Source organism: Pseudomonas sp., from assembly GCF_051660785.1.
Taxonomy (GTDB): domain Bacteria; phylum Pseudomonadota; class Gammaproteobacteria; order Pseudomonadales; family Pseudomonadaceae; genus Aquipseudomonas.
Genome location: NZ_JBOFQE010000075.1, coordinates 82,612 through 101,983, shown reverse-complemented (window position 1 = coordinate 101,983; position 19,372 = coordinate 82,612). Strand labels below are relative to the sequence as shown.

The window sequence follows — 19,372 nt, the reverse complement described above, 5'->3', positions numbered from 1 at the left end:
AGACTTCTTATTAAACTTGTTGTGCGGAGTGATGTAAGCGAATTTCCTGGCAGCCGTTCAAAGCAATCGCGCCAAGCAATTCGCATAATCATACTAATCCTATACATGTTTATCGTCAACCGAACATTGACTCGACAAATCGCAGGCGAAAAAAAACCGCGGCACGAAAAAATCGTGCCGCGGCGAAGGGGTTTGCTTAGCGAACGCCGGTACCGGCCATGGATTCCGAGCGGAAAGTAAAGTCTGGGAAGCGCTTGACCTGCTTCACCCAACCACTTGCCGGATCGATGAAGCTGCTGAGCAGGTACTGACCTTTGCTCAGGTCGTAGGCGACAGTGGAATAATCCATATTCCCGGCAGCACCGAACTCGTTGCGATTGTATTGCGGCCATCCATTGGATTGCTGCACCCGGAACAGCTTACCGGCATCATCCTCCGACTCAGCGGTCAAAATCGACCAGGAGTCCTCGTCGATGAAGAACCTGCGCTTGGCGGCAATATGGCGCTTACCTTCCTTACGGGTTGCTTCTACTACCCATACGCGACGCAACTCCCAACGCGACACATCCGGGTTGATAAACTGCTTACCGAGCACTTGCTCTGGCGACGCTGCCAGCATGCGGTACTGATTGGCAGGTACATACATCTCCTTACGCCCAACCAGTTTGAAATCGAAGCGATCCATGCGACCAGCGAAAAGACCCAGTTCGTCATAATTCAACGCCCCGGACAATGAAGCGCTCGGCGTATCGTAGGTCAGTTCCGGCGCGAGACGGGTACGGCGCTGGCCAGTGGTGTAAGACCAGATTCGCTGATCCTTGTGATCGAACTCCGCTGGGTACCAGACGATGGATTTCTGCCCGGCATCGCGTGAAGGCGCAATCGTCTTGTTAAGGAAGCGGTAATAGTTTTCAGCCACTCCCGAATAAGGCGCAGCTGTCGAATCCCAGAATGGGAAGTCAGCCTGCTGTATGGAATCGTTGGTCATCGTCGGATGGCCCGACGAGTCGACGATCCAGCTTTGCATCCGCAGTTCGTATTCGGTCTGCTCGTGCGTCAGGGCGTTCCACATGGCCTGATAGCCATTCTTGGGAATCGGGAACGGCGTGCCAAACCAGCAGCCCCGCAATCCAACGCCATCATCCGTGGTTTTGCACTCTGGATTCGCTGCGTTTTTGATTGAGCCTTCAGCTCGATCCGGTGCCATCTGTGGAAAGCCGCGGCGAGTCGGATAGATATTGAGTTTGTAATCCGGCCAGCGCTTCAGCAAGGCCTGGGTACCCGGCGTCAGCTTATCGGCGTATTGCGCCATGTTAGCCGGAGTGATTGTCACGACCGGCTTGTCATTGGCAAAAGGATCAAGCGGATGCTTGTCGGAGGCGCTCGCACCCGCTGGCGGTTTCACGCCCCCTGTGTAGGCAGGGATGGTGCCGTCCTTATTTCCTGCGATTTCCGAACCCCAGGGAGTGAGTGTCGTTCCCAGCTGTTTCAGCTCTTCAGGCGTCACCCCAGGAGTGGCATAAACCCCTTGATGAAACAGCAGAGTGAACCCTACTGCCAGCACACCCCCTGCTTTTGACAAGAGGCGTACTGCACCTTCGGTTTCGACGATTGGTTTGCCTGTCTTCATCGCAGTCTCCAGCTTATTGTTTGTTTTATCGGCGGGTAGAAGCCCAATGTTTGAGAGGAAAGGTCCTCCCAAGAAATTGTGTAATCACAATAATCATGTGTATCATTGGTGTCAATGGACTGAGGCACGCATTCTGCTCAGGCCATCGCAAAAGATTTGTTTTAGCCATATAGATACAATCATGCAGATGATTTTCATGATCACTGCCTGCCACTCTTGAGCTCCTGCTGCGCCAAAAACGCCGAAAAACAACTAAAGGGAACGTTCAATGAAGATTCAAGCCGCGCTGGCTTTCGATACCAATGCCCCACTGCAAATGGAGCAAATTGACCTGGTTGAGCCTGGACCGGGCGATGTGCTGGTGAGAATTGTTGCCACAGGACTGTGCCATACCGACCTGACGGTATTGGCCAATCCACAGATGCCGTGGCCGGCGCTGCTCGGACATGAAGGTGCCGGCGTTGTCGAGAAAGTCGGTACGGGAGTGACTCGTGTTGTGCCCGGGGATCATGTGATCATGACCACCACTTCATGCGGCAAATGCCCTCAGTGCATTTCCGGCCAGCCGTCTTACTGCCTCTCTTTTCGCGAACTGAATATGTCGGGTGGCCGCTGCAGCGACGGTAGCTGCACCCATCAACTGGCCGGTAAGCCGGTGTTTGCACGTTTTCTGGGCCAGTCTTCGTTTGCCAGCCACTGTCTGGCCAGCGAGCGTAGCGTGATCAAAATCGACACCCAATTGCCTCTGGATATCCTCGCCCCTTTAGGCTGCGGTATTCAGACCGGTGCCGGAGCCGTGCTCAATACCTTGCGCCCACGCGCAGGTACCAGCTTTGCCCTGTTTGGCGCTGGCGGTGTGGGCTTGTCGGCATTGATGGCGGCAAAAATCGCCGGTTGCACCCAACGCATTGTGGTCGACCGGGTCGCAAGCCGACTGGAGCTTGCCCTCGAACTGGGCGCCACTCATGTCATCAATGCCGGTGATCAGGACGCCGTCCAGGCTATACGTGAACTCAGCGGTGGCGGGGTTGATGGTGTCGTTGAGGCCACAGGTATTCCAAAGGTAATGGAACAGGCTATTCAGGCGCTGGGACACGGCGGTACGGCTGTTCTTGTGGGCATGGCCGGTGCGCAAGCCAGCGTCACCTTCAACCCAATGGAAGTGCAGTCGAGAAATACCCGAATCAAAGGCAGCATCATGGCGGGCGAAGGTGGGGTACCGTCATTGTTCATCCCTCAACTCATCGAGTACTGGAAAGCTGGCCTGCTGCCGGTTGAAAAGCTACTGCGTTTCTATGACTTCAAAGACATCAACCAGGCCATCCACGACGCCCATGATGGTTCTGCCATCAAGCCCGTGATCCGCATGCCTTGAGGAGCTTTAATTCATGACTCTGGAAACCGCTTTCAACGCCTCTATCGAAAATACCTTCACCAGTCAGCGCCAGACTCGACGAGCACGTCGCGATGAAACAGTCGACCTGCGTAAAGCGCGCCTGTTGCGACTTCGCGAAGTGATCGTGGCGCACATCGACGATATCGAACAGGCGCTTTTCGAAGACCTGCGCAAGACACCTACGGGTGGCAAGTCAGGTGAAATCGCCTCGGTATTAGGGGATATCGACACAGCAGTGGCCCAGCTGGCCGACTGGATGGCCGTCAAACCTGTGCCTTCTTCACCTTACCTGCCGAATACCGCCGCACACATTTTGTATGAGCCTCGCGGCAACGTCCTGTTGTTGGGTGCATGGAATTTCCCGTTCGCCCTGGTCATGGCACCTCTCGTGCCGATCATCGCGGCCGGCAATAGCGCGATTATCAAACCCAACGAGCTAACGCCTGCTACCAGCCGAGTGGTTGCAAAACTGATTGCTGAAGCCTTCAATCCCAATGATGTTGCCGTGTTCGAAGGCGGCATCGAGGTTGCAGAACGCTTGCAGGAACTGCCCTTTGATCACGTGTTTTTCACCGGCAGCCCGGCGGTCGGTAAACGAGTGATGGCAGCCGCTGCACGGCACCTGAGCAGTGTAACGCTTGAGCTGGGCGGTAAATGCCCAGCCATCATTGGACCGGATGTCGAGTTGCTGCAAGCTGCCGCTAAAGTAGTTGGCGGACGCTTCAACAATTCCGGCCAGCTCTGCCTTTCCGTCGACCATGCCTGGATTCCGCGCAACGACGCAGAAGCATTCGGCGAGAAGGTCAAGGCAATGGTCGCCCATCAATTTTATGAAAACGGGCAGTTGCAGCTGGAAAAACAGCCACGCATCGTCAATGAACGAAACTTCGATCGGATACTGGGCTACATCAACGATGCGCTTGAACGCGGCGCACGCATTCTGTGTGGCGGTCAGTCGGATCGCGAAACCCTTACGATCCATCCGACGGTGTTGGTGGACGTCCCCAGGGATGCGCGAATCATGCAGGAGGAAATTTTCGGCCCCGTGCTGCCCATTCTTGCCTATGACGAACTGGACGAAGTGCTCGAACATATCGATGGCAACGGCAAACCCCTGGCCATGTACGTGTTCAGCGACGACGAGAACTTCGTTGAGCGGACATTGCACGGCAGCTCATCAGGCGGCGTCACGATCAATCACGTCATGATGCACTACGTCGAGAAAAACCTGCCGTTCGGCGGCGTCAATGGCAGTGGCATGGGTCGGTACCACGGCCATGCCGGGTTCCTCGAGCTGTCCAATGCTCGCTCTGTATTGACGCAAGGCAAGCCATCGGCATAAGTGCGGTTGCTGGCAAGTCTCACCACCAGGCTCAAACATTGAGCCTGGTGGCTCACCTCAATTAACCGAATTGGCAAATAGCACTTTGAGTGGCTGAGAATCGTCGGCCAGCCTCTCGTCCTCCACTACCAGTCGTTCCGCGATCAGGCGCTTGGCTGCCATGAAGTCTGCTGGACGACCTACCACATCCGCAGCAATGATCCTGGCTCCTTGCAAATAGAAGACGGCGAACGAACGCAGCTCGAACGAACCACGTATCACGACACGCTCATAACCTTGAGACAAGCCAGCCATCTGCAACTTGAGGTCATACTGATCCGACCAAAACCAGGGTAGCGACTCGTTACGCCTCGGTTTGCCGCAGAGCGTCGCGGCCGCGCATCGCGCCTGCTCTACTGCACTGGGCACTGACTCCAGACGCAAACGTCTTCCATAGAAGAGACTCGGTTGATTGGCACAATCGCCTATTGCGACAATATTCGGGTCCTGAGTAAGTCCGGTCACATCGGTAACGATGCCATTGTCGACCAGCAAACCTGCCGCCTGGGCCAGCTCAACGTTGGGTACGAGACCGATCCCGACGATGACAAAATCCGCCTGGATCCGCTCTCCACTCTTGCACAACACTTCACCGACACCCACTGGACATTCACCAGGGGCAAAGCCTTGCACCTCTATACCTGTCAATATCCGCACGCCATTCTCGCGGTGCAAAGACTCGTAAAAAGCTGAAAGCTGAGGTGCCGTGACACGTGCCAATACTCTGGAGGCGGTCTCCAGAACGGTCACCTGCAGACCAGCACGAACAGCAACAGCGGCCACTTCCAGTCCGACATAGCCGCCGCCTATTACCACTAACTTACGTCCGGGGCGGAACTGGGGGCGAATGTCGTCAACATCTGCGAGATTGCGCAGATAGTGAATCCCTCGCAAATCGCTGCCAGGCAGACTCAGTCGCCGGGCATGGCCCCCCGTGGCCAATGCCAGGCGCTCATAACGGATGCATCGACCATCGGCCAGACGAACTTGCTTGGTCGTGCGGTCAATGGACTCGACCCGAGTATCGAGCAGGAAGTCGATAGCGGCGCGCTCGTAAGCTGTCTGCGGTCGAATCAACAAACCTTGCAGGTCGATCATGCCGGCAAGGTATGCCTTGGAGAGAGGGGGACGCTGATACGGCAAGCAACTCTCCTCTCCAACGATCAGTATCCGCCCCGCATGGCCTTCCTGACGCAGAACCACCGCGAGTTCACCTGCGGCCTGACCTGCCCCGACTATCAACACCTCTACCTGTTCCCCATCTCGCATGACACCACCTCCTCGCTTGCCCTCATCCGCCAGGTTTGCTGTTGAGACGTTCAACTCACATCGTCTCAGAGCTGCACACAGCGGCATTGTTGTTGTGGGATACAAGCTAAACGGACCGATGAGACAAATCAATGTTTGCGTATCACCAGAAGATACTTTATGTTTTGATCGTCTCAAACAAGACCAATAGAGGCGCAAGACCATGAAGCTTGGTGATATCGACTTATCTGATGTGCACGTGTTCGAACAGGGTGTCCCCTATGACTACTTTGCCTTCCTGCGCAGCGAACATCCTGTCAGTTGGACAGCGCGTCCAAACGGTACCGGCTTTTGGTCGGTAACGCGCTACAAGGACATTACGGAAGTGGAGGCCAATCCCGAAGTCTTCTCCAGCCGGACCAATGTCACCCCGGCCGAAGTACCCGAGGAAACGCTTGCCGCCACCGTCGACCGTATGATCATCCTCAGCGACCCACCCCGACACGGCGCCCTGCGCAAGCTGATCATGAGTGGCTTCACCCCCAAGGCCATTTCCAGAATCGAGGAGCACATCCGCCAACTGGCGGTGGATTCCATTGATGCTGTGATCGAAGACGGCGTCTGCGATTTCCATGATGTGGGCGCCCATATGCCCATTGAAGTGGTGGCCGATCTGTTGGGCGTGCCCGCCGAAGATCGGCAGAATCTTTTCAACTGGGCCAATGCCATGTTCGGCGCCGGTGATACGCGAGTTTCCAGCAACGCCGGCATGGAGCGAGCACGACGGGAGATGTTTGGGTACGCCATGAAACTGGCCCATCAACGTCGCGTACAACCTGGTGATGATGTATTCAGCCAGATCGCCATGGCTGAAATGGAAGGGGAACATCTGTCCGAATTCGATCTGGGCTGCTTCTTTCTGATTCTCGCCACCGCGGGCAATGAAACCACGCGTACGCAGATTCTGCATGGCACCAAGTTACTCATCGAAAACCCCGAAGCTATGCAAATGCTGCGCAGCGAATTGTCACTGCTGCCCAATGCCGTCGAGGAAATGCTGCGTCTCACCTCCCCGGCCCTGGCCTTTGCGCGCAAGGCTACCCAGGATTATCAGTTGGGTGGACAAACCATCAAGGCAGGTGATCAGGTCGTGATGTGGTATTGCTCAGGCAGCCGGGATGAAGAAATTTTCTCCAATCCCGACGAGTTCGATATCCATCGCAAAAACGCCCGAGATCACATGGCTTTCGGTTCCAAGACGGGTATCCATCGCTGCCTCGGTGCCATGCTGGCACGCTCCGAACTGATGGCTTTTATCAAAGAGGTCGTCACCCGCCTGCCGGATATCCGGCTGGACGGAGACATAGAGCGACTGCATTCCAACTTCACCAATGGCATCAACCATATGCCTGTGCGCTTTACCCCCGGCAAGGCCAACCGTGCGCAGAAGATTTCCTTCTATGCCGCCAATGCCGACAAATCCTACTCCCACGCCTGACAACGACAAGAAGAGGAATTCAACATGTCCATCACTCTGATCCCGTTGGCCACTGCCACTCTGGAATTGGAAACACCGGTCTATATCCCGAACACCCCACGCGGGACCCGCGTGATTGTCGACGTACTGGCATCTCGCTGGGAAGGCGAGCGCCTGAACGCAAAACTCAAGGGCCGCGCCGCAGCCGACTGGGCACTGATCGGTGCAGATGGCACCCTGTCCATCGATGTACGCCTGACCTTGGAGACCGACGATGGCGCTATAATCTTCGTCTCCTACGAGGGGCGTGCGCAGATGACCCAGACCGGCGCTACACCGCTGATTGCCACGCCTCGCTTTGAGACCGGTGACGAGCGTTACAAGTGGCTGAACACCGTTCAAGCCATTGGCAAAGGCTCCCGCGATGAGCAGGGCCGCCTGATCTATGAAATCTACGAGGCGCAGTAAGCATCCATGACCACCAAGCTCAGAGAACAGACAATGCCCGGTGCGCCCGAAGATCGTGATGCTCAGTTGACCCAGCGGGTCATAGAAGCTGCCGAACGCTGTCTGGACAAGCTGGGCCTGGACAAGACCACAGTGGATGACATCGCCCGCGAAGCTGAAATATCGCGGGCAACCCTGTACCGTCGTTTTGGCAGCAAGGAAGCAATATTTGGTGCTGCATTGCAAAGGCAGTCTCGCCCATTCGAGAGCGAGGCAACCGCAATCCTGAACGGTCCTGGCAATCTGTGCGAGCGAGTCGAGCGCCTGCTGGTCTGGGCGGTGATTGAAACGCCGGAGAACGTCCTGCTCAAACGGCTGCTCGGCAATGAAACAACACAGGCGGGCGTGCAGATCTTCAACCAGGTTTTTCGCAAAAAGGTCAGTACCATCCTGCTTCCAGTGGTCGATGCGGCAAAGACCAATGGCGAATTGCGCGAAGATCTCGACCCTGAGTTCCTGGTTGACTGGATCATCCGTGAATTGCTGATGATCAAAATGGCAGCACCCTGGCAAGAAGCCGATCTGCGCAAGCACATTCACCACTTCATCAAACCCGTGTTGGTCGCCGCTCCGGACATGCCAGCTGCCACGAGCGACGTCGCGCCGAGCATGGAAGACATGCACAAACGCCTTATCAATCTGGAGCAGCGCCTGGTCGAAGTCCATCAGTTGCTAGGCCAGGTTCGTCAAGACATACAGGTACAGAGCATCCGCACCTGCTAGCCATCGTCATTCAATGACATTGCCATTCACGGTACTCAACATGCTCAAGATCACCTACATCGAATACAACGGAACCGCGCACGAAGTGGAAGGCCGAGAAGGCCAATCCATCATGGAAGTCGCCACTCAAAACCTGGTGCCCGGCATCCTTGGCGACTGCGGTGGGACCTGCAGTTGTGCCACCTGCCACACTTATGTCGACAGCGCCTGGGTTGCCAGGATCGACGCTGCAACTGACGACGAACTGGGTGTGCTCGAAGGGGCATTGGACGTACGCGAGAACAGCCGATTGTGCTGTCAGATCAAACTCGATTCGACGTTAGATGGCATCGTCGTGCATTTACCGCAACGTCAGTATTGAGCTTGTGGAGTCAGATAAAAAAGTCGGCGCAATCGCCGGCGTTTTTTTGGGTAGGCGTAACCCGGGTTGTCGGTTTCATTCAGACGATCAGGGCAAAAGCGATCGACGTGATCCCACGTCAGCGACCCTTGAATACCGGTTTGCGCTTTTCCACGAACGCCAGGAGGCCTTCATGGGCATCCTCGCTGGAAGAAACGACCTGCCCCAGCTCACGCTCGAGCCGCAGCGCATCGCTGAGCAGAAGATCCGCACCCTCGCGAACGGCTCGGCGAATCGCTTGTTGCGCAGGCAGGCTGTATTGGCCGTGCGCGAGCGCCATGGCACACGCTTGCTGCAGTACATCGTCGCCGTCGCTGACCAATCGATCGACCAGGCCTATGCGCTCACCATGCTCTGCACTTACCGGCTCGCCGCTGAGCATCATCTGCAACGCTCCACTCTGACCGATAAGGCGGGGCAACAACTGGGTACCCCCGTAGACCGGAATCAGGCCCAGCTTGATTTCCGGCAGACCGAGCTTCGCCGTCGCTACAGCCACCCGGAATGTGCACGCCATGGCAATCTCCAAGCCGCCACCTAGCGCGAAACCATTGAGTGCGGCCACACTGATCTTGGGAAAAGTGGCCAGTCGCTCGACCAATCGATGCACTCGGGCCATACGCACTGCTGGATCGCCATCGCGTTCATTGAGATCGGAGCCGGCGCAAAACGCACGGCCCTGTCCGGTAATGACCAATGCTCGCGAGGCATCCTTTTCGATAACATCGAGGTGTTGCTCGAGCGACTCCAGCAGCCCATCGGTGACAGTGTTCAACGCCTCAGGGCGGTTCAGTGTCAGCACGACACAGGCGCCGTGATCCTCCCGCGTAACCACCTGCTGCATCGTCGTCATGGGCGAACCCCCAGTGCCTGGCAGCGACTCAATGCGCTACGGTATTCGTCTTCCAGTCGAGCTATCAGGACATCAACTGGAGGCAGGTCAGTGATTGCACCGACGCCCTGCCCTGCGGCCCAAATGTCCTTCCACAGTTTGAATTCGCCATGGCCACCGGTGCCTATCCCACTCTCTGGTAAGGGCGGCAGTGCATTCGGATCGAGTCCGGTACGAGCGATACTCTTCTTCAGGTAATTACCACTCAGGCCACTGAACAGATCGGTGTAAACAATATCGTCGGAATTGGAAGCGAGGATCATCTGCTTGTACAGGTCGTCGATCTCACATTCGGCGGTGCCGAGAAACCGGGTTCCCATGTAAGCCAGGTCTGCCCCCATCACCTGTGCGGCAAGGATGTCCTTGCCAGAGCCAAGGCTCCCTGACAGCAGCAAAGTGCCGGAGAAGAAGCTGCGAATGTCGTTGATCAATGCAAAGGGGTTCATGGTGCCACCATGCCCGCCCGCACCGGCGCAAACGGCAACAATGCCATCGACACCGACTTCGGCAGCCTTTTGCGCATGGCGCACACTGACCACGTCGTGAAACACCAGCCCGCCGTAGCCATGCACAGCCTCCACTACCTCGCCGGGCGATCCGACGCTGGTGATCACTATTGGCACCTTATGCTTTACCAGCAGGGCCAGATCGGCTGCCTGACGGGTATTGTTGCGCGCCACGATCTGGTTGATGGCGAACGGTGCTGGACCACCCACCCAATCATCGATGCGCGGCTGGGCAAGCTGATGCGTCAGCTCCGCGAGCCAGTCGTCGAGTTGCTCGCTGGTACGTGCATTCAGGGCCGGCATGGAACCCACGATACCGGCACGACACTGGGCAGCGACAAGCTTCGGATTGGAGACCAGAAACATCGGGGCGCCAATGACTGGCAAACGCAGGCGGCCGTGGAGGGCGGAAGGCATCGTCATAATAGGCACCCGTTACTCTAATTAGGATAATAATCTATATGATAATAATGACTAACAAAAACGTCGCCAACTAATTATTCACGACCGTACAAACAAGCGACTTTTCGGAGCCGGACTTTCTCGGCTCCGATGCACTGCCTATGACAAATTTACCCGCAACTCGTGGCCAGGCAGCCCTCACCATGACCGCAACCACGTTACCGAGCGGCGGACATTGTTGTTAACCTGCTCGCCGTTCAGACAACGCCTTGTGCAGGCGCCTGTGACCACTGCATTGGAGCCGCAATGAAACTTCACCAACTGCGCGCCTTGCTTGCGATCTGCGAAAGCGGCAGCATCCAGGAAGCGTCGAGAATCCTGCATATCTCCCAACCTTCCTTATCCCGGAGCATCAAGGACCTCGAGTCAGAGCTAGGCGTGCATCTCCTGGTGCGTTCCAATCGAGGAATCACCCTGACGGTTTATGGAGAACATCTACTGAGCCGTGCTCGCCTGATTCTTGAAGAGGTCAGACGAGCCAAGGATGAAATCGAAACACTCAAAGGCCGAACGAGCGGCCACATCACCATTGGGGTATCGCCCGTCACCCCGAGTTCTCAGTTCGTCAATTGCCTGGCCCGATTCAGTGCTCGCCACCCAAAGGTTTCGATACAGATTGAAGAGTTGAGGCCTAACAAGCTCATCGAAGGATTACGCGAAGGACGCCTGGACCTGGTCCTGACTTCCCATGGTGGAGTGCGTCAACTGGAAGGATTTCGAGCGGTAGAGCTGTATTTGCAACCCGGTGTGCTGGCAGTGCGCAAAGGCCATCCTCAACGGAATTTGAACTCCCTTGCCGAACTGCGCGAGTTGATGTGGATCCTTCCCGACACGTTCGAGGACTCACCTGTCAGTAAGCTATTCAGTGACTGCGGACTCGCCCCGCCCGAAAACGTCATGGTCTGCTCCTCTCTCGTCATGTATCTGGAGCTGGCGTTACGCACAGATTCGGTCAGCTTCTGGTCGATGCGCCATATGACCTTGAGCAATCTCAGCGAAAGACTCGATGTGCTGGAGGTTTGCGAACAAGTGCCTGGATTCGTTTTTTCGCTCATCAGCCGCGAAGCGGAACTGCTCACTCAAGCGGCCAGCATTCTGGCAGAGGACATCGTTTACGAATTCCAGGGTAACCCTTGCGCCAATCCGCTTTAGCGCAAAGTCAGCGGGTCACCAGAAAAGCTATAGGCATACGCAAAGACGATTACTCATTGGGAAAAACGCTCTGGCATGCTCGACTTCATCGGACAAACCCTCGCGAGAAACCCATGCATTCACTACCCAGTCTTGTGCCGGAAATCGAAGCGCTTCAAGCAGAGTTCATGCAGATCCGCCAACACATCCATCAACATCCAGAACTTGGCTTTGAAGAAGTTGAAACCAGCAAACTCGTAGCGGGGTATCTGCGTCAGTGGGGCTACGAAGTCCATGAGGGCATCGGTGGCACCGGTGTTGTCGGCGTGCTGGAACTGGGTGATGGAAAGCGCGCCATTGGCATACGCGCGGACATGGATGCACTTCCTATCAAGGAAGACAACAACCTGGCGCATCAGAGCAGGCATGCGGGAAAGATGCACGCTTGCGGCCACGATGGGCATACCGCGATTCTCCTGTGCGCGGCCAGGTATCTGGCAGAAAGCAAATGTTTTAATGGCACTCTGAATCTCATTTTCCAGCCGGCGGAAGAGACTCTGGGTGGCGCATTGAGCATGATCAATGACGGTTTGTTCGAGCGATTCCCGTGCGACGCGGTTTACGCCTTGCACAACGCCCCCGGATTGCCTGTCGGGTACTTTGTTGTCCAGCCCGGCACGATGCTGGCGTCCTCCGATGAGGTGACCATCCGCCTGCTGGGCCAAGGCGGTCATGGTGCCATGCCGCATCTGGCCAAGGACCCCGTAGTCGCGGCTGCCGAAGCCATTTTAGCCTTGCAAACCATCGTGGCTCGTAATGTACCCGCCGCTGAAACTGCGGTCATTACTGTGGGCATGGTGAATGCCGGGGAAGCGCCTAATGTCATTCCTGCTCATGCAACCTTGCAATTGAGCGTGCGCGCGACAACGCCTGAAGTGCGTGCGCTCCTGCAGAAACGTATTGGTGAAGTTGTCCGGGGCGTTGCGATGACTCACGACATGCAAGTTGAGGTCGACTACCGCCCCAAGGTATCCACGCTCTTCAACAGTGCAGCAGAAACCGCCCTCGCCAGACAGGTGATCAGCGACCTGGTCGGTCCGAACAACATCAAAGGTGCAAGCAAAGGCGGGTTAGGCAGCGAAGACTTTGCATGGATGCTTGAGCGCGTCCCCGGTTGTTATGTGGCGCTCGGCAATGGCAACAGCGGTCCTACCGGTTGCTCTGTACACAACCCTGGGTATGACTTCAACGATTTGGCCATTCCTTACGGCGCAAGCTACTGGGCCAGGCTGGTTCAAGCCTATCTCGTCTAACCCGAACACCATCCCCTGTGCCGTCGAGTATCTCGTTTGAGAGAGAGAAGAACATGTCGGAAAATATCAAGAGGAGAAAGGTTGTTATCGCCTTGCTGTTGGTCGTGATGATCATCAGTGCACTGGATAAGACCATCTTCGCATTCGCGGGCGTGCAGATCATTGATGAATTGGCGCTAACCCCCGAACAGTTCGGGATAGTCGGTAGCTCATTCTTCTTTTGCTACTCATTGTCAGGCGTGCTGGTCGGCTTCATGGCCAACCGTTTGCCGACGCGCTGGATACTCGCGGGCATGTCGCTCGTGTGGATGGCGGCGCAATTGCTGGTGACGTTCAGCAGCGGCATTTCAGCACTGGTCGCCAGTCGGCTATTGCTGGGCATCGGCACAGGGCCTGCAACGGCGGTCACCCAACATGCCTGCTTCAAATGGTTCAATCCTGAAGAACGCATGTTGCCTTCGTCGCTCATTTACAGTTCGATCATGCTCGGTGGATTAATTGGCGCAGCCATCCTTCCATACGCTATTGAGCACTTGGGCTGGCGCCTGGCCTATTTTTGCCTGGCAGTGGCTGGTTTGATCTGGCTCTGTTTGTGGCTGGCCTTTGGTCGAGAAGGCAGTCAGCAACTTCACGGCGACCATGCCGAGAAAGGTGCCGAAACCAAAATCCCCTATAAGGCGCTGCTGCTCAACCGCACATTTGTCTGTATTACCTTGCTAGCCTTCTTCTGCTACGTACCCAGCGCCCTAGGTGTCAGCTGGACCGTTGTTTACCTCAAAAAAGGACTGAACCTGAGTACCCTGCAGGCCGGCTATTACATGCTGACGGTAACCGTTCTGGCCATGATAACTGGACTGACGGTTTCCAGCCTTGCGCAGAAAGCGTTAAAACGCGGGGCAAGCCTTTTTTGGACAATGGTTGCCCCTCCATTGATATGCAGCGCCTTGGGCGGACTACTTTTTGCACTGATCGGCATTTCAACTGATCAACCCGTGCTGATCACGGCATTGATGGGACTTGGAACAGCCTTGGTCAATGTGTTGCCCAGCTTCAGTATGACCATCACCTCGCATTTCACTCCCGTGCAGCAACGAGGTTCAATGCTGGCAATCCACAATGCGCTGCAGACTTCTGCCGGTATGCTCGTTCCCTCTATTGTCGGACAGTTGATCGCCTGGAAAGGAAATGAAATTGCACAGGGGTTTGAATGCGCAGTTTGCGGCTTCGGGATGGCGACTTTAATCTGCGCATTGATTGGATTTCGGATCGTGACTCCGGAGTCGACCCGGATTGAGCTCCAGGCGATGGTCGTGGAACCTCACTTGCGCTGGATTCGTGCGCATTGATTGAGTGGGTGACGAGCGTAGTCACGCTAACGCTGAAGAATGATTAACCCTACTGGCTACCCGTCATCGAGACTGGATGTACGCGGCCAGCGCAGGAACCTCAGCCAGTGCTCGCAAGGCATCATTGAGATGGGTACACCCCAGTTCCCGTCGCAGCGTCACCAGCACTTGCTGGCGCAACCCGGCCAGCGGCAGGCCGATCAGGCGTGCGACATTGCCAGCCGCCGCTGGGCATTCCTGGTATGGCAGGACTCTTGGCTGCGCCACCAGGCTCAGAATCTCTCCGCTGTGGGCATCGGCAGTGGCTTGCAGGCCATATTCGTGCACCGCCATACGCTCACCGCTGGGGCTACTGGCACTGTCCTGAAACATGGCCTCGATCTGTAGACGGTCATCTTCACACCACACATCGATACGACGCGCACGGCGCATGTTCACGCCGTTGCTCGCCGGCAGCTTATGCCAGCCCGCCGGGTCATCCGGGTGCGCAAGCGCGGAGACCGGCCTGGCATCATGCAACTCACCACGAATATCCGAAATGGCCGAGGAACCCTCGGCAAAACCGGTGCAAACACCGGTCATGCGACTACGGCGCTGCTCCAGCGCCAAAGCATCGAAACTCGGTATGAATTGGCTCAGCCAGCCATCTTCCCAACGCGACCATGCCCAATTGGCCACCAGACTTGCGCCCGCCAGGTCGTCGAGCAGCAGGTATAGTGGGGCACTGTTGGCCAGATCCTCCGCCAGTGCACTTTCGAGGGCCTTGCGCAATTGGCTGCCGGCATTGAGCCCAACCAGTGAAGTGCTCGACGGCCGGGCTGGCACTGTACTCAGTCGGGTGATCTCGCGCTCCCGACTCACCACTGCCTCGAAGCGCTGCAAGGTCAGGGTCCGCGGTGCGCTATCTGGCCTGTCACTATAGATGTCTCGGGCAATCCCACAGAAATGCCCGGCGCTGCCGTAACCACCTGGCCAAAGTACGTCAATAGATGACGTGCGCCTGACAGAGGCCGATCGACGTAAGGGGGCATGGCCGGACGGACCAAGTGTACGGGCGAGAAACATTGCCTTTGCGGTTTCAACCATTTCACTCTCCTCGCTGAAAGGGCGTTCGGGCGAACGGTAAATCGTAGGCGTGAGAATTGGGGGGTTGAGTGGTGCAATTGCACGAACGAATGAGACCGATGCTTCGTATAGGAATCCGGTCGTCAGCAATGGAATGCAATCGAGACTGACGTTATCGCCATCAAAGGCAACACTGCGCAGGCAAAAGGTCTTTTCTGGTCAAGGAAATGCCCCAACGTCCAAGCTCACTACGAAGCCACGCAAAGGCTTCGTTGATCGAATAGAACTTGATACGCCGGGGCATCACTTTGCCGAGTGAAACTACTGTTAGAACGTGGTTTTGAGGGTCAATGTTACCCGGCCACGGTCAGTGGTTTGCCATGTGCCGGCACCATAGTAGGTCGACCCGTTGCGTCGGATTTCGGCAGAGGAATCGGCGAAAATCAAAGACGCCGTCATTTGCTTGCGGAAGTCCGCTTGCAAGCCAGCCGAATAGGTATAAAGACCTTCACTGGTACCGCCAAAGTCAGCCGTGTTACCACTGATACCGCCACCCAGCGTCATTGGCACCGAGAGATCTACACCAGGGAATACCTGCAGGTATTGCGGCGTGAGCGACATGTTGAAACCCACTGCGTTGCGCGTCGCGCAGCCAGACTCTTTGCCCAGAGGACAGCCTACCGTGTCTTCGCCATTGAACAGCGATTCGTTTTCAGTAACCTTTTCAAGGTAGTCATACGACACTTCCGCAACCATCGTGGCCGTGTCATACAGAGGCGTATTCGGCAGGGAGAAAATGGTGTTGACCAGCGCGTGCCAGGTATTGCCTCGAGCACCTTCATTAGCCGTGCTCAAACCAAGCGAACTCAAACCCGCATTACGCCGCGTCATCAGTTCCGCACCAACAGCATACGGGCCAATGCTGGTGTCCATGCTCACGCCGATCAGCTTGGTATCGCGTGGGAACACGGCACGAAATTCTCTAGGGTTCTCCGGCTCGCGGAACACCCAGAAACCGTTTTTCTCATCGAACTCCCGGTAGTAGAGACCGAAGGTCGTGGCATTGAGTTGCGGAACAGTCAGTTTCGCCGCCACCCCCCAGTTACCCGATTTGTGGTTGGGTCCCAGCGGGTCATCAGCACGGAAATTTGCCAGCGGGGTATTCCCGCCAAAGCGATCCGGACCTTCCATCAGGAAGTCGGTGGAACCAAGGAAGGTGCCACCTTGTGGAACGCGAATATGATCCCAATCAAGGTAATACTGAGCCGCCAGCGAGAGCGTATCAGTCACCTGACTTTGCATGGAGATCTGAGTGAGCGGCATGAATGTTTCGCGGGTTTCGATACCCGGTGAAGCCGCACTCTTCTGACCGTCAATCGGGTGCTGGCTATAGGAAATGCCTGCCTGGGAGAAAATGGAGGTACCCCAGTACACAACGTGACGGCCCGCCTTCACGTTTACCGGACGTTCCGCAACGGTAAAGTTCGTGTAGGCAAACGCATCGAGAATCTCGCCGGAAAGGCCGTTGTAGTAGCGTTTTGTATAGTTGGAGTATTTGTTGTTATCGTAACTGGTCGGCCCGGCAATAGCGGGGTTTTTCTTGACGTCGTCATCGTCATAGGCCTGGTCATACCACGCCGAACCAGACAACCTCATACCAACCTTTTCTTGCCAGTCCAGCTCCAACTCGGAAAGCAGGTCGATGCGATTGGTGACTATATCCCCCTTGTCGAACTTGTAATCGCCCTCGTCCGAGTTAGCGTTATTACCAATTCGCTTATCACGACCATCGATGCGCGTTCCAAGGTTGTAACGCAGGGTGTTATCGAAACGGCCAGTAAAACCTTCGATGCCAGTATCGATTTCCATGGCCCCCGCCGGCAGTACGACACCCGCCGCGAGACAGACTCCAATTGCATGCATCGAAACGCGGCTGCAACGACTTCTACGCAAAAACCTGCCTTCAAACATTTGAACCTCCAAACCTTTTTTGAATTTGTTATGCGGAGTGTTTTTCTTCATGTCGAGCATCGATATCTTCCAGGCTATCCCCAGCCTCATGCACCACTGAGGGGCGATTTTCAGTATCAGTTCGCCACTCAATTAACATAGCAATCATACTAATCCTGTATGTGATTAATCGTCAATATGATTAACCTGAAAATACCGTTAGGTTTTTTGATTGCCGGAATAGATGCGAGGATTTGCAGTCGCTTTTCAAGCTTGAAACAGTCGCGGGACGGAATGCGCTACCTGGTTGAGGGCAAAAAAAAAACGCGCACCCACCGTTTGTGCAACCAACGATGCGTGCGCGTCAAAATGCGCGTGTAAAAATCTTTAACCCATGGACGGATAGCCTCCACCACCGTACATGCGATCTACCGCCCCTCTATCGATCTGCCCGTCTCGGCCTTTGGGTAAGGCTTCAACAAACTCCACCTGCTTGGGTTTTTTATAAGAGGCCAGACGCTGCCGGCAGTGATCGACCAACGCAGCCTCGGCGAGGGTTTGTCCAGGTCGCAGTACCACAATCGCCTTGACGTTTTGCGACCAGGTTGGATCCGGGACACCAATCACGCAGGCTTCCTGAACCTGTGGCAATAGCCGCAGACAACCTTCGATTTCCGCTGGATAGATATTCTCTACCCCCGACTTGATCATCGTGGTTTTCGGGCCGACGAACGCCACAGAACCGTCTGGCAATCGCTTGCCCAAATCGCGGGTGCGATACCAACCATCCCAAGTACGCTGATCATTCTCCTCAAGTCGATTGAAGTACCCGTTCATGACTTGCAAGCCGCGCACTTCAATTTCGCCAGCTTCCCCGGCAGGCACCTCATGACCCTCGTCGTCGACGATGCGAACCTGCACCAGTGGTGACGGTCGCCCCGCGCCCTCCCCGCCCAACCAGCCCATGACTGCAAACCCCATGATCTCAGTCTGGCCGTACAGCACTGGCTTGCGATTGAGGGGCGCCGACATTGGCATGACTAGAGGGTTGGTCCACTCCGGCGCCAATGGTGAGCTCCACAGACTGGATGTGTCGTACTGACCTTCGGCGTTGATCTTGCGTATCTGTTCAATCGTCGGCTGGGCGACGAAGGCATGAGTAACCCCTTCGCTCTCGATCAACGCCAACATTTGTTCGGCGTCGACTCGAGGAATGAACACATTCTTGCCACCGAACATAAAGGTGGAGAGCGTGGTGACCAGTGTGCCCAAATGAAACAGTGGCCCCGAATTTAGGAACACAGAAGACTCGCTGACGCTTTCAGCGTAAGCCACCATCAGGCCTTGATAGAGGATAGTGGCGTGACTGAGTAATGCGGCGTTTGGATTGCCTGCGAAAGCGGCCGTGTAAATCGCGAGCACCGGAAGCTGCTCATCAATTCGCGACGCTTCACGGTGCTCGGGGAACCCCGCCAGCCAGTCCTCATAACCGTCGAAACCTCCCAGATCAGATTGCACCCACTTACAATCATGCTGGCAAAGTCTTCGGGCCCCCTTCACCGTTTCTCCAACTTCCGCGTCCTGCCAGAAGACAACTCCCGGGGTGAAATCATCGATCACGAACGCCAGTTCATGCTCGCTCTGGCGCCAGTTGGCCGGACAAAAAATAGCCCCGATACGCGCGGCGGCCAGCAGGCACTCAAGCACCCTGAACGAGTTCTGCCCGAGCCACAGCAACCGACTGCCCTGCCCCAGCCCTGACGCCTCCAGTGCATTGGCCAAGCGATTGACCCGGGCATCGAGCTGCGGCCAGGTCAAGCGCAGATCGCCATCCACGACGGCGTCTAGCTGTGGCCGAGAGCGGCGATGTTCACTCAGTACATCGGCGAGACCGTGCTGACGAATCTGCGTGAAAGAGGCCAGTGACGTTAACTGCTGTGACATG

The 19,372-nt window shown here is 56.0% G+C and carries 16 protein-coding genes; 9 read left to right on the top strand and 7 right to left on the bottom strand.

Annotated elements, in window-relative coordinates; translation table 11 throughout:
• Positions 1–196: 196 nt before the first annotated feature.
• Positions 197–1,630 carry a DUF1329 domain-containing protein gene (locus tag ACRC4F_RS20085; protein ID WP_157711480.1) on the bottom strand — a complete coding sequence of 478 codons (1,434 nt, stop codon included), beginning with the start codon at positions 1,628–1,630 and terminating at the stop codon, positions 197–199.
• Positions 1,631–1,898: 268 nt separating this feature from the next.
• On the opposite strand from ACRC4F_RS20085, the gene ACRC4F_RS20080 reads away from it, so the two are divergent.
• Both ACRC4F_RS20080 and ACRC4F_RS20075 read left to right on the top strand, forming a co-directional pair.
• Positions 1,899–3,005 carry an NAD(P)-dependent alcohol dehydrogenase gene (locus tag ACRC4F_RS20080; RefSeq protein WP_438660902.1) on the top strand — a complete coding sequence of 369 codons (1,107 nt, stop codon included), beginning with the start codon at positions 1,899–1,901 and terminating at the stop codon, positions 3,003–3,005.
• A gap of 13 nt (positions 3,006–3,018) precedes the next feature.
• Positions 3,019–4,368, top strand: coding sequence for an aldehyde dehydrogenase family protein (locus ACRC4F_RS20075; RefSeq protein WP_438660901.1), 1,350 nt, complete (start codon positions 3,019–3,021; stop codon positions 4,366–4,368).
• A gap of 57 nt (positions 4,369–4,425) precedes the next feature.
• Here ACRC4F_RS20075 and ACRC4F_RS20070 read toward each other — a convergent pair whose 3' ends face one another.
• A complete protein-coding gene (locus ACRC4F_RS20070; RefSeq protein WP_438660900.1) occupies positions 4,426–5,676 on the bottom strand; it encodes an NAD(P)/FAD-dependent oxidoreductase in 1,251 nt (416 codons plus the stop codon).
• A 202-nt stretch (positions 5,677–5,878) separates the two neighbouring features.
• Here ACRC4F_RS20070 and ACRC4F_RS20065 point away from each other — a divergent pair, with 202 nt between their 5' ends.
• The 4 genes from ACRC4F_RS20065 to ACRC4F_RS20050 are packed head-to-tail and all read left to right on the top strand — an operon-like array spanning position 5,879 to position 8,723.
• Positions 5,879–7,153, top strand: a complete 1,275-nt coding sequence (locus ACRC4F_RS20065) for a cytochrome P450 (RefSeq protein ID WP_438660899.1) — start codon at positions 5,879–5,881, stop codon at positions 7,151–7,153.
• 24 nt (positions 7,154–7,177) lie between these two features.
• On the top strand, positions 7,178–7,600 hold the full coding sequence (locus tag ACRC4F_RS20060) for a DUF3237 domain-containing protein (protein WP_157711475.1): 423 nt from the start codon (positions 7,178–7,180) through the stop codon (positions 7,598–7,600).
• A 6-nt stretch (positions 7,601–7,606) separates the two neighbouring features.
• Positions 7,607–8,362: a TetR/AcrR family transcriptional regulator gene (locus tag ACRC4F_RS20055; protein WP_438660898.1), complete on the top strand. Its 756-nt coding sequence runs from the start codon at positions 7,607–7,609 to the stop codon at positions 8,360–8,362.
• Positions 8,363–8,375: 13 nt separating this feature from the next.
• Complete coding sequence (locus ACRC4F_RS20050) at positions 8,376–8,723, top strand: 2Fe-2S iron-sulfur cluster-binding protein (protein ID WP_438660897.1); 348 nt, start codon at positions 8,376–8,378, stop codon at positions 8,721–8,723.
• 118 nt (positions 8,724–8,841) lie between these two features.
• Here ACRC4F_RS20050 and ACRC4F_RS20045 read toward each other — a convergent pair whose 3' ends face one another.
• Complete coding sequence (locus ACRC4F_RS20045; RefSeq protein ID WP_438660896.1) at positions 8,842–9,615, bottom strand: enoyl-CoA hydratase/isomerase family protein; 774 nt, start codon at positions 9,613–9,615, stop codon at positions 8,842–8,844.
• Positions 9,612–10,583 (bottom strand): NAD(P)H-dependent flavin oxidoreductase, encoded by a 972-nt coding sequence (locus ACRC4F_RS20040; RefSeq protein WP_438660895.1) that lies wholly within the window; start codon positions 10,581–10,583, stop codon positions 9,612–9,614. Before ACRC4F_RS20040 ends, ACRC4F_RS20045 begins: the two co-directional genes overlap by 4 nt.
• 285 nt (positions 10,584–10,868) lie before the next feature.
• On the opposite strand from ACRC4F_RS20040, the gene ACRC4F_RS20035 reads away from it, so the two are divergent.
• The 3 genes from ACRC4F_RS20035 to ACRC4F_RS20025 all read left to right on the top strand — a co-directional run bounded on the left by ACRC4F_RS20035 (position 10,869) and on the right by ACRC4F_RS20025 (position 14,412).
• Positions 10,869–11,774, top strand: a complete 906-nt coding sequence (locus tag ACRC4F_RS20035) for a LysR family transcriptional regulator (protein WP_438660894.1) — start codon at positions 10,869–10,871, stop codon at positions 11,772–11,774.
• Between the two features lie 113 nt (positions 11,775–11,887).
• A complete protein-coding gene (locus ACRC4F_RS20030) occupies positions 11,888–13,066 on the top strand; it encodes a M20 aminoacylase family protein (protein ID WP_438660893.1) in 1,179 nt (392 codons plus the stop codon).
• 53 nt (positions 13,067–13,119) lie between these two features.
• Positions 13,120–14,412, top strand: a complete 1,293-nt coding sequence (locus tag ACRC4F_RS20025; protein WP_438660892.1) for an MFS transporter — start codon at positions 13,120–13,122, stop codon at positions 14,410–14,412.
• 63 nt (positions 14,413–14,475) lie between these two features.
• Here the strand turns inward: ACRC4F_RS20025 and ACRC4F_RS20020 are convergent, their stop codons facing one another.
• The 3 genes from ACRC4F_RS20020 to ACRC4F_RS20010 form a co-directional block, all read right to left on the bottom strand.
• Positions 14,476–15,294 (bottom strand): DUF2889 domain-containing protein, encoded by an 819-nt coding sequence (locus ACRC4F_RS20020; protein ID WP_438660891.1) that lies wholly within the window; start codon positions 15,292–15,294, stop codon positions 14,476–14,478.
• A 510-nt stretch (positions 15,295–15,804) separates the two neighbouring features.
• Positions 15,805–17,508 (bottom strand): DUF1302 domain-containing protein, encoded by a 1,704-nt coding sequence (locus tag ACRC4F_RS20015; protein ID WP_438660890.1) that lies wholly within the window; start codon positions 17,506–17,508, stop codon positions 15,805–15,807.
• 306 nt (positions 17,509–17,814) lie between these two features.
• On the bottom strand, positions 17,815–19,371 hold the full coding sequence (locus ACRC4F_RS20010) for an AMP-binding protein (RefSeq protein ID WP_438660889.1): 1,557 nt from the start codon (positions 19,369–19,371) through the stop codon (positions 17,815–17,817).
• Position 19,372: the final 1 nt, after the last annotated feature.